We start from the raw sequence: 10493 nt of genomic DNA, 5'->3' as shown, positions 1-10493 counted from the left end.
GAGGAAGACGACCTCCGCACCGGCGTCCCGGGCCTGTTTGAGCGGTTCCTCGTAGTTCGTCGTCCCGAGACGCGTCGGGATGCTCGTGAGTTCGACCCAGCCACTTGAGGTGAAGAAATCACGGATCGACGACTCCATCGTTTGCCCCCAGTTGTAGTCCGCGTAGATCTGGACGTACTGGGCCTCCCGGCCGAACCGTTCCTTGAGTACCGGAAGCAGCGCCTGTGCGGTCATGTACGCGTTGAACATCTCCCGAAAGCTGTAGCGGACACAGTCCGTCCCCGTCGTGTCGTTCGAGTGGGTCAGACAGCACATATACGGGACCTTCTGGGCCTGTGCGACCTCCTGCTGGGCGATAGCAACGGAACTGGACGAGCCACCGGAGAACATGATGACGTCGTCCTGCTCGATCATTTCCTTTGCGTTGGCTGTCGCAACATCCGGCTTCGTTTCCGTGTCTGCAGTGACGTACTCGACGGTCTTTCCGAGCACGCCGTCGCCGCTGAGTACGTCAAAGGAGCGCTGTCCAACCCAGCCGCCGCCCTCGTTGAGGTGTGTGACAGCGAGCTCATATCCCCGGAGTTCGTCGCGCCCTTCGGCGGCGTACGTCCCTGACTGTGGCACGTTGAAGCCGAGTGTGACCGCATCGCCGTCGACCGGATAGTTCCCGAGCGGTGGGTGCTCCGGTGTGTTTTCGGCTCTCGACCCCCCGCCCTGGCACCCTGCCAGCCCGGCGAGCCCCGCGCTGCCGACCCCACCGGCAATCTGTAGTACGGACCGCCTGTCAACTGCCGCTCCCCCGTTTTCCAATCCCATACCAGCTGTTTTGATGATAAATATATATAATACTTATTTCAATAGAAATGGGTGAACAATTAGCATAGTCGGAGCTGGTGTCGGGTATTGAGGGACCGCAGGCTGTTTTCTCGGCGATTAGACTTACTCTGGCCACGCGGTGGACAGGGGTGCAGAAATAGCGTGCCGCTGTCAGTCAAGAATGTCGCTGGCTTCGGTGTCTTTCGCCACGTCAGTGTCGAGGTCGATATCTTGAATCAGTGCGACGAGGTCCTCCAGTTCGGGGAACGTGTACACGGTCATCCCGAGGTCGCCGTCGTCGACGGTGATACGCGAGTCGACGACGAACACCAGATCGGAGTCCGGCCAGCCGCCCATCTCGTCGATGATGCCGTCAGCCGGCCCGAACACGAAGTTCGGGGTCCCCATATCGATGGTCGTCTCCAACACGTTGGCCCACCCGTCGATGAACGCGGAGGTCATGATGTTGCCGATCTCCTGCATCGCCGACTGTTCCATGTCGGAGAACCCTTCACCCTCGCTCGGTTCGCCCATCCCGCCCATCATCGCGCTGGCCATCTGCTTGCTGTCGGCCGGTTCGAGCAGAAATAGGACGTAACCGTAGGGCGGTTCGTTCAGTTCGACGTAGATGCCGACGCCCTTGTCGTCGCCGATGTGTGTCTTGACATCCTCGATGTCGAGAAAATTGATCTGTGAGGTCCGAACTGTCGCGTCAAGCCCGGTCAACTGACCGAGGTTCTCCGCGACTGTCCCGGACCCCTCTTTTGCCATCTGATTGAAAAGGTCCAGCTTCCGCACGTCGACTTTCAAGCCCATATCTTCTGGAACGTCGCAAGCGGCTTAACGCCACCGCTGGGAGCCACACTCACCAGCGGATAGGGTCTGGTAGCCGTCTGTCGCCGGTTCCATCGGACATGAGGGAGGACATTCAGTCACCACGTACTCACTACAAACACGTCCCGGTGCACCTCATAGCGTGTCTCACCGTTCCAAACTGACAGCGAAAACAGGACTGCAGGCGTCTTCAGGCGTCAGTTCCGTCGACCGGGAACTGCTCGTGTTCGCACACCGTGTTCAGCACGACTGATGTCGAGGCAGACCGGATGTCCTCGTCGGTCAGCAGCGTCTTTATCCGCTCGTTCATCGACTGCGTGTCGGTGAACTTCCCGACGGCCACGATGTCGTGGTCGCCGGTCACTTCGTAGACCGCGACCATTTCGCGTCGATCACGTAACTGGTCCACCACCCGTCCAAGCCCGTCGCCCTCGACAGAGAGCTGGAATACGGCGGTCACGTCGTAGCCCAGCGCCCCGTAATCGATGTCGACGGTGTATTCGTCGATCACACCGGTCGACTCCAGGTCGTCCATTCGGCGCGACACCGTGGTCGCCGCGATACCGGTTGCGGCGGCGATGTCACGGGCGCTCGCACGGCCGTCCTGGAGCAGTGCGTTCACTACCTCTCTGTCGGTATCATCGACCATTTCGTCCGCTCAGACTGCCTCTGGGCCTTCTTTACCGGTTCGGACCTGATAGGCGTTGTCCACGGGGAGGACGAATATCTTGCCGTCACCTTTCTCGCCGGTGTGGGCACCGTCGGCGATGGCGTCGACGACATCCTCTGCGGGGATGTCCGCGACCACCGTCTCGACTTTGACCTTCTGGTGCAGGTCGACGACGTACTCCTCGCCGCGCCACTGCCCCTTCTTCGCGGGCTGTGAGCCGCGGCCGGAGACGTTCGTCACTGTCAGCGACGGCGCGCCGACTTCCGCCAGCGCCTTCTTCACATCGCCGAGCTTGTCCGGTCGAACCATTGCGACCACCATCTTGATTTCAGAGTCGTCGGTTTCGTCAGTCATCTTTGGAACCTCCGTCAGTACGCACGTTCGTGTTCACTTTACCACCATCGGCGACAACGCCTTCGCCGCCACCGAACTCGGGGTAGGTCTCGACGCCGTGCTCGCTGACGTCCAGCCCTTCCTGCTCGTGTTCGGGCGTGACCCGTGCCTGTCCGGCTGCCTTGAGGCCGTACCAGATGAGGCCGGTGGTCACAATCGTCCAGCCGGCGATAACGGCGACGCCAACAACCTGCACGGCGAGGGCGCTGCCGATAGAGCCGACGGTGCCGGAGGTTGCAACGAGTGGGTACATGATGGTGCCCAGCACACCGGCACTGCCGTGGACCGGGAACACAGCGCACACGTCGTCAATTTTCATACGGTTCTCCATGAAGCTGAACACAATCGGAAGCTGACCGCCAGCCAGGAGGCCGACGATGAGTGCACCCCACCAGGTCGTGGTGTCGGGGATCGCCGTGATACCGACTAGCCCGGCGAGCAGTCCGTTTGCGACGTACAGCGTGTCGACCTTGCCGGTCTTCAGCCACGCAACCAGTGCGGCACCGATTGCGCCCATCGCCATCGCAACGGTCGTCGTCATCGCGACGCGGCCAACCGTTGCGAAGGCACCGAGCGCGAGTGCGCCGTCTTCGACGACGAAGACACTCGCTGCGGTCCCGACATTGAACCCGTACCAGCCGAAGGCGAGGATAAGCGTCCCCAGCACGGCGAAGGTCATCGAGTGACCCGGAATAACGTTCGCGGAGCCATCCTCGTTGTACCGGCCCATGCGTGGGCCGAGCACGTAGGCGGCCGTGAGACCGGCAATACCGCCCATACCGTGGACAATCATCCCACCGGCGAAGTCCTTGAACACGACACCGCCGAGGCTGATGTGGGCACCGGCCCACGTGAGCCCGGTCACGACGGGGTAGATGACTGCGGCCAGCAGGAACGTGTACGTGATGTACGCACGGAGCTTGGCCCGGCCGGCCACCGCCCCGGAGACGATGGTCGCTGCCGTCATCGCGAAGACGGCACCGAACAGCCACCCGACGTAGTCGTTCGCGGCCTCAGCGCCAAACGCCGGCGCAAAGGACCCGGTCCCGACGAGTGACGAGATGCCAGACCCGATGAGGAAGAACACGACGACTCCGACCGACCAGGTCAGGAGGTTCTTCGTTAGCTGGTTCGCGACGTTCTTCGAGCGCACCTGGCCCGCCTCGAGCATGGCGAAGCCCGCGTGCATGAAGAAGATCAGGAACGATACTGTAAGCACCCACAGGAGGTTGACACCTTCTGCGAGCACGTTCGGATCAACTTGTAGTGCAGTGTAGCTCATTTCTAGTTCACCTGTTTCGTTTTGTTATCGGCTGCCGTCTGCATGTCCAACTTTCCCCCACTCTGGCTCAACTTCTTCAACTCTTTCACGAGAAAGGCTCTGGTAACAACACTACATAAGGTTTGCCTTTATGAATGCGGAAATTAGAGGGGATGTGGTAGACGACCGTCCAGATTATGGTATGATATTATGGATATAAGGTTGTTCTCCGTAAAGAAAGTCCGTATATGTATACTGGAATTTTGGACGTTTGTCGACCCCAGTTCCGGCCACAGGGGGCCAAATAGGCCGTTTTTGCTTGCGCGCGCTCTCGGCTGGCGGGTGTTGCCAGCGACAACAGGGTTATACTTCGCGACCACAGATTCAGATTTAGCATAAATGTCCGGAAAACAGTGGATAGTCGTGGCACAAAGCCTCGATAAACTATACACGATGGTTAGACCCCAGAGGGTATCTAGCTGACTATGGCTTCGGACCACTACCCATCCGTTCCGGACCAGTCGACGGCTGTGACAGAGGAACGGGCCGTCGCGAACGCACAGGGTGCACTGGATGTCGTTCAGGCGGCGTCGGTGACCGTCGGCGAGCAGCTCGCGGCGATCGACGACCGCGCGACGGCACAGGCGACCGACGCACAGTGGATCGCCGACGAGGTCTCATCGCTTTCGGCCACAATCGAAGAGATCGCTGCGACCGCGACCGAGGTCAGCGAGCAGAGCCAGCGGGCGACGGACGCGGCAAACGACGGACGGGAGGCCGCAGCCGACGCTATCGAGTCGATGGACGAGGTCCGCGAACTGGGGCAGGCGGTCGCCGAGGAAGTGGCCGCCCTGCAGGACCGGGTCGACAGTATCGCCGATGCGCTGGCCGGCATCGACCGCATCGCCGACCAGACGAATATGCTCGCGCTGAACGCCTCGATAGAGGCGGCGCGGGCGGGCGATACCACCGACACAGACGGGTTCGCCGTCGTCGCCGACGAAATAAAGAGCCTCGCTGAGGAATCACAGCAGCAGGCCGAAGAAATCGATACGACGCTGGCGGCGGTTCGGGACGCCACGGACGACACCGTCGAACAGCTCGATGCGGCTATCGACGGTATCGATGCCGGCGCCGAACAGGTCTCCACGGCGATGGCACGCCTCGACGACGTAGCCGACACTGTTGCGGAAACGGCCGACGGCATCGCCTCCGTCTCGGCGGCGACCGACGAACAGGCGACGACAAGCGAAGCGGTCGCCCAGCGGTGTGAAACGGTGTCTGACCGCGCCGCTGCTATTGAAGACGACCTCTCTGAGATACGTGCCGCCCGCTCCGAGCAGACTGCGATGCTCGACGAGATTGACGACGTGCTTGCCGCCGCCGAGGCCGACCGGCAGGACCGGCTGGCGGATGCGCCGACAGTCCCGACCGGTATCGACGGCCTCGACGACCTCTGTGGCGGCGGCCTCGTCATGGGTGGTCAGGCAGTGATCCGGTCCACCGACGAGACGCAGGTCGACGGCGCTGTTGCCCAACTGTGTGCGACGGCCGTCGCCGCCGGCCGGGCGGTCTCGCTGACGCCACCACCGTCCCTCGACCGGTCGACGCTTGCCGCTGCGTTCGCAGCAACCGACCACTCGCTCGAAGACGCGCTTGATGACGACGCCCTGTTCGTCCTCGATATGTTCGGACACTGGGACGCGCGGTACAACGTGTTCGACCTCGACCGGACTTCGCTCGGTGCTGCCAACGAGACGACGGCTGCCAGACGGGACGCCCCGCTGGTTATCGTCGGGAACATTCAGGGAGAAATACAGCAGATGGGTGAACAGGCCGCCAGAGAAGCCCGGTACGAAAACGACGACGGCGTCTTCGAACCCCACGACACAGTGGTCAACGTCATCGACGACGACGCGGTCCCGGCCACGCTCGCGGCGTTCTACTCGGGCGCTGCCGATCAGGAACTCACGCTAACACAGACTGATGGTCGCGAGTATCTGACGCTTACCGCCTCGCCGCGTGGCACCGTGGGCGAGAAACAGCCAGTATCACAGCTTTCGGGCCCACCCTTCCTCCGAATCAGAGACAACTGATGTTCGGTCTCGATGACACTGGTCGGCTCACGTTTGCGACGAACGAGTTCGCTGCACTGCTCGACCGAACGCCTGACGAACTCGTCGGCACACCCGTCGAAGCGCTGGTCACAGCTGAGGACCGCGAGACACTGACGGCGACCAGACAGGCCGTCAGCAGTGCCTCGGAGCGGATGACACGGACCTGCCAGGTCACACTCCCGCAAAGCGGCCGTTCTCGTCCGGTTACGCTCGAACTCGCGGCCACAGACGACGGCTCCGTCGTCGGCTCGCTCTGCCGAACGGCCGACCCGTTCCAGTACCTGTTTGACCTCATCCAGGACGCGGTCGTCGGCTTCGAAATCGTCAATTTCGTTCCGATTGTCCGCACGGTCAACCCCGCGTTCGTCGACACCTTCGGCTACGACCGCGAGGAAATCGTCGGCGAACCGCTCAACGAGTACATCGTTCCCGGCGACCGCGTCGAAGAGGCGGTTAACTACGACCAGCGGACGGCCGCCGGGGAGGTCAACTACGCCGTCGTCTCTCGGGAGACGGCCGACGGCTGCCGCGAGTTCATCTATCGCGGGGTCCCGTACGACACAGCTGATGGCCGTCGTTGCGGGTTCGCCATGTACACGGACGTCACAGACAGCCGGCGGCAAAAGCGGCGACTCCGCGTTCTTCATCGCGTCCTGCGGCACAATCTCCGCAACGAACTCTCCGTCGTGTTCGGGATGTCCGAATACGCCCGCGCCAACGCAGCCGAGTCGGCTGTCTCGCTGGCTGCGTCTCGCGCCCTCGACGCGGCTGACCGCCTCGCCGCGGTCAGTGAAAAGGCCCGGTGCGTCGAAACCGCGCTTAATGGAGATTCAGACCAGCCGGTTGACGCGGCGGCACTGGCCCGGTCTGTCGCCGACAGTTACCGTCCTGACGCACCGGTCGAAACGGCACTCCCGAGCACACTCCCTGTCACTGGCGGGACAGCCGTCTACGACGCCGTTGACAACCTCGTCGAGAACGCGGTCGAACACACACCGCCGGACACAGCCGTCCGAATCACAGCCGAACAGGCCAACGGTGACGCGTTCGTCCGTGTGCTCGACGATGGCCCTGGTATTCCCGCCATCGAGCGGGCCGTCGTGTTCGATGACGAGGACATCACGAACCTCCAGCACGGGAGCGGCCTCGGTATCTGGCTCGCCCGGTGGGTCGCCGAGACGGCCGACGGCGGCATCGAGTACGACCGAGCCGACGGGTGGACGACCGTCTCACTCCGGCTTCCGCCGTCCGATGCCGATGACGTGCTGACGCTGGTTGATGCCCCGGAATCAGCGTCTGAACCGACGCGGTAGTCGCTGCGACGTTCTCAGAAGGACCCTGCTCAGTAGCCACAGCCGGCCGTGACCGAAACAGCCTCGGCCGCTATCGCCTGAGCGCCGCGGTCAGTGCAATCGCGCCCAGCACGACGCTTGCCAGCGCCAGCGGCGACAGCGGCGGCACATCGAGCTGAAAGAGCAGCGTCGTCACCACGACGCTGCCCCCGACCAGCCCTGTCGTTCCTGCGACGTGGGTGAGTTCGACGGGCGTCCCGGGTGCCGTTCCGAGGTCCGCATAGAGGTCGAGAGCCCCATGGGCAAACGTCCAGGCCAGCACTGTCGCGCCGCCGGCGACCAGCACCGTCGTCGTCGTTGCTCCCTGAAGCGCGGCGACCAGCAGCGCCAGAAACAGCAACGCGCTGGCGAGGTCGACCAGCCGCCCGGACTGAATCAGTTGCCCGCCGGCGAGCAGCACGACCCCGACGAGGGCGGCGGCAGTCGAGACGGCGCTGATGCCGGCGACGAACAGCGTCACGACGCTCGCCGCCAGCGCCGCACTCCCACAAACGACCCCAGTCCGGGTGCTCATTGGCCACCCCGCCGGACCCGTTCAGTGATTCGTTCCAGCGGCTCCGCCGCAGGCCAGTCGTGGACGGCGATGTCGGCGGCTCGCAGCCGACGGAGGCGTTCGCGGCGTTCGAGCCGCGCCAGCCGGTGGCCCGCCGTGTCCGTCGCGGTCGGGTCGGGACTCAGAACCGTCACCGGGTGGCCGGTGGCGGCGAGTCGGCGGACCAGCGCCTCGCTGTCATCGTCACACAGCGGGCCGAGGAAGACGATGTTCGCCGCCGTCGGCAGTTGTGCGATGAGCTTCGTCGTATCCGGTGTCCGGGTGACCGATGTCGCGGCGAACGCACGGTCGGTCCTGAGCAGGTCCCGGGCCTGTTGCTGGTGGGCGGCGCTCGTGCCCGGTGCGAGCCACGCGTCATGTGGCGAGTACGCCGCGACGCCGACCTCGTGGCCGTCCTCCGGGAGCCCCTCGACGAGCGCGACGGCGGCCATCGTCGACCGCTCGATTGCCGTCTCGGCGTCCGGACGCGGCGCGAGCGCGGCGGCTGCTCGGGCGTCGACGACCACGACCACCGTCGCCGACTGTTCGCGGCGAAACTCGACGGTCCGCAGGTCGCCGGTCCGGGCGTACTGGTTCCAGTCGACGCGCGAGAGCGGGTCGTTCGAGCGGTGCTCCCTGACCGCGTAGAAGGAGACCCCTTCGCCGCCCTCATCGACGGGCACCGTCCCGGGCCGGCGGGCTACCGCCGGGATCAGCGGCAACAGCGCCGAACTGGCCGGCTGCTCCCACGTGACGGTGTCGGGTTCGGCTGTGACGGACGTTCGTCGGGCGACGACGCCGACCACGTCCCTGACGACGACCGTCGCCGGGTCGAACACGCAGCGGTCGGTTCCCCCGGTAATTTCGTAGGTGATTGTCGTCGACGCGCCGGGGCGTAGTGCCGTCCCCAGCGACGCTGACCCCTCGACTACACGAACGGAGTTGGGCACGCCGTCGGCGAGCCGGAGGTCCGGGATCGTCCGCGACCCGTTGTTGTGGACGGTGAGCGCGACAGTCACCCGCTCACCTAGCGCCGGCTCGGTCGGTGTGATGGACCGCTGTATAGATATGTCCGCTGCCGGCGGGACGGCGACGCGGTCGTACGCGCTCAGCGTGACGCCGAGCCCGCCCAGCAACACGAGCGCAGGGACCTGGCCCACCAGCCCGACGCCGACGGCGACCAGCGCGGCCCCGGCCAGCCCGAACCAGCGGCCGGTGCGGTGGACCTCGCTCATCGCTCCTCGTCGCGCTGCCGGAGTTCGGCCGTCGCGTGGGCGACGCGCCGCTGGAACGGATGGACACCAGAGAGCCACCCGGACAGCCGCGTCCGGAGCGATATCGGTGTGCCGTCGAACAGCTTCCGGGCCTGTTCCCTGTCTGTCCACGTGCCCGAGCGCAGCGCCGTCTTCGCCGCCTCGGGCGAGAGGCCGTCACGCTGGAGGACGGTGATTGCGACCCCTTCGACGCGTTGCCGGATTGCCTCTTGTCCGGCCCCAGCACCAAGCGCCTCGTCAACATCGTCGCCGGGGACCGTGACGTACTGGCTGTCAGTGTCCGGGAGCGCCACGCCCCGGTCGCTGTCGAGGGAGCGAACGAGGAGCGCCAGCAGTGCGACACCGCCAGCGAAGACGGCGACCGCGAGTATCGGGAGGTCCGAGACAGCGCCCGAGGGCAACAGCGGCGCGCCGAGCGCGGCGAGGCCGAGGCCGATGGCTGTCGCGACGAGGCCAAGTGCCAACGGGAGCCGGCGCAGTGTCACGCCTTGCCCTCCCCGGCGGACCCGTCGGCGTCTTTGTCCGCAGAAGGCATCTCGTCGGGGCTCGCCGCGATATCGTTCGTGTCGTCGGTCGCTCGTTCCAGCGCCTCGCGGGCCTGCGATTCCAGATCTGCGTCCGGCTGGTCTCGGCCGTAGCGAACCCGCTCGAACACCGACCTGAGCGAGGCCACGGCGTCGGGGTCGGCACCGGCAGCCGTCGCGTCCGCTTCGATGTCCTGTGGCGTTGAGGAACTGCGTTCCGGGGCCACTGCGTTTTCGAGGGCAGCCCATGCCCGGTACACGTCGTTGGTAAGCGGAATATCGATCTTGGCAGCGCTATGCGACGGCCGCCGCGCGGATTCCGCCGTTGCGACGGCCGGCGTCTCGCCGCCCGTTTCGTCGATTGTCCGGCTCTGGCCGGCCAGTCGCCAGAGTACTGCGAGCCCGACTGCGAGGCCGACGGCGAGCGCACCGACCGCCGGCGCGGGGACACTCGGCAGCAGCGCGCGAGCGCCGTTTTCGCTTTCGGGCGGGTCGATGCTACCCGGCGGGTCGCTGAGGCCCTGTCCGTCGGGGTTGTCGATCTCGCTGTCGTCACGGGTCATCTCCGCCTGGTCGGACCCGGTTGCAGCGTCGAGACTCGCGGCGCCGACGCTGAACGACAGCAGCGCAATCGCGGCGACAACCGCCACGAGGAGGGACTGTCGCTGCATACGGCCACTCCGCCCCTGGCACATGAATAGGTTAGGGACCTGTCGCTCG

General features: G+C 64.8%; 11 protein-coding genes. 2 read left to right on the top strand and 9 right to left on the bottom strand.

Annotated elements, in window-relative coordinates:
- The 5 genes from G9463_RS16040 to G9463_RS16020 form a co-directional block, all read right to left on the bottom strand.
- Positions 1-816: ABC transporter substrate-binding protein (locus G9463_RS16040; RefSeq protein WP_165897254.1), on the bottom strand; the 816-nt coding region annotated here is incomplete at its 3' end.
- Positions 817-987: 171 nt separating this feature from the next.
- Positions 988-1632 carry a chemotaxis protein CheC gene (locus G9463_RS16035; RefSeq protein WP_004959744.1) on the bottom strand — a complete coding sequence of 215 codons (645 nt, stop codon included), beginning with the start codon at positions 1630-1632 and terminating at the stop codon, positions 988-990.
- A 208-nt stretch (positions 1633-1840) separates the two neighbouring features.
- Complete coding sequence (lrp, locus tag G9463_RS16030) at positions 1841-2299, bottom strand: HTH-type transcriptional regulator Lrp (protein ID WP_004959742.1); 459 nt, start codon at positions 2297-2299, stop codon at positions 1841-1843.
- A 9-nt stretch (positions 2300-2308) separates the two neighbouring features.
- The gene (locus G9463_RS16025) at positions 2309-2674 is read right to left on the bottom strand and encodes a P-II family nitrogen regulator (RefSeq protein WP_004517663.1); all 366 of its coding nucleotides are present in this window, start codon (positions 2672-2674) and stop codon (positions 2309-2311) included.
- Positions 2667-3995, bottom strand: coding sequence for an ammonium transporter (locus G9463_RS16020; protein WP_004959739.1), 1329 nt, complete (start codon positions 3993-3995; stop codon positions 2667-2669). The genes G9463_RS16025 and G9463_RS16020 overlap by 8 nt, the downstream gene beginning before the upstream one ends.
- A gap of 464 nt (positions 3996-4459) precedes the next feature.
- On the opposite strand from G9463_RS16020, the gene G9463_RS16015 reads away from it, so the two are divergent.
- Positions 4460-6070 carry a methyl-accepting chemotaxis protein gene (locus tag G9463_RS16015; RefSeq protein WP_165897253.1) on the top strand — a complete coding sequence of 537 codons (1611 nt, stop codon included), beginning with the start codon at positions 4460-4462 and terminating at the stop codon, positions 6068-6070.
- Positions 6070-7404 (top strand): ATP-binding protein, encoded by a 1335-nt coding sequence (locus tag G9463_RS16010; RefSeq protein ID WP_165897252.1) that lies wholly within the window; start codon positions 6070-6072, stop codon positions 7402-7404. The genes G9463_RS16015 and G9463_RS16010 overlap by 1 nt, the downstream gene beginning before the upstream one ends.
- A gap of 70 nt (positions 7405-7474) precedes the next feature.
- Here the strand turns inward: G9463_RS16010 and G9463_RS16005 are convergent, their stop codons facing one another.
- The 4 genes from G9463_RS16005 to G9463_RS15990 are packed head-to-tail and all read right to left on the bottom strand — an operon-like array spanning position 7475 to position 10444.
- Positions 7475-7957, bottom strand: coding sequence for a hypothetical protein (locus tag G9463_RS16005; protein ID WP_004959729.1), 483 nt, complete (start codon positions 7955-7957; stop codon positions 7475-7477).
- Positions 7954-9210, bottom strand: coding sequence for a DUF58 domain-containing protein (locus tag G9463_RS16000; protein ID WP_004959725.1), 1257 nt, complete (start codon positions 9208-9210; stop codon positions 7954-7956). Before G9463_RS16000 ends, G9463_RS16005 begins: the two co-directional genes overlap by 4 nt.
- Positions 9207-9734: a hypothetical protein gene (locus G9463_RS15995; protein WP_165897251.1), complete on the bottom strand. Its 528-nt coding sequence runs from the start codon at positions 9732-9734 to the stop codon at positions 9207-9209. Before G9463_RS15995 ends, G9463_RS16000 begins: the two co-directional genes overlap by 4 nt.
- Positions 9731-10444, bottom strand: coding sequence for a DUF4129 domain-containing protein (locus G9463_RS15990; protein ID WP_165897250.1), 714 nt, complete (start codon positions 10442-10444; stop codon positions 9731-9733). The genes G9463_RS15995 and G9463_RS15990 overlap by 4 nt, the downstream gene beginning before the upstream one ends.
- Positions 10445-10493 lie beyond the last annotated feature (49 nt).

Source organism: Haloarcula sp. JP-Z28, assembly GCF_011440255.1.
Taxonomy (GTDB): Archaea; Halobacteriota; Halobacteria; order Halobacteriales; family Haloarculaceae; genus Haloarcula; species Haloarcula marismortui.
This window is presented reverse-complemented; position numbering and strand designations above follow the sequence as displayed.

Bases quoted from the DNA above. Each gene is read 5' to 3' on its own strand.
- G9463_RS16035 (WP_004959744.1), bottom strand. From the start codon at position 1,632: ATGGGCTTGAAAGTCGACGTGCGGAAGCTGGACCTTTTCAATCAGATG.
- lrp (WP_004959742.1), bottom strand. From the start codon at position 2,299: ATGGTCGATGATACCGACAGAGAGGTAGTGAACGCACTGCTCCAGGAC.
- G9463_RS16025 (WP_004517663.1), bottom strand. From the start codon at position 2,674: ATGACTGACGAAACCGACGACTCTGAAATCAAGATGGTGGTCGCAATG.
- G9463_RS16020 (WP_004959739.1), bottom strand. From the start codon at position 3,995: ATGAGCTACACTGCACTACAAGTTGATCCGAACGTGCTCGCAGAAGGT.
- G9463_RS16015 (WP_165897253.1), top strand. From the start codon at position 4,460: ATGGCTTCGGACCACTACCCATCCGTTCCGGACCAGTCGACGGCTGTG.
- G9463_RS16010 (WP_165897252.1), top strand. From the start codon at position 6,070: ATGTTCGGTCTCGATGACACTGGTCGGCTCACGTTTGCGACGAACGAG.
- G9463_RS16005 (WP_004959729.1), bottom strand. From the start codon at position 7,957: ATGAGCACCCGGACTGGGGTCGTTTGTGGGAGTGCGGCGCTGGCGGCG.
- G9463_RS16000 (WP_004959725.1), bottom strand. From the start codon at position 9,210: ATGAGCGAGGTCCACCGCACCGGCCGCTGGTTCGGGCTGGCCGGGGCC.
- G9463_RS15990 (WP_165897250.1), bottom strand. From the start codon at position 10,444: ATGCAGCGACAGTCCCTCCTCGTGGCGGTTGTCGCCGCGATTGCGCTG.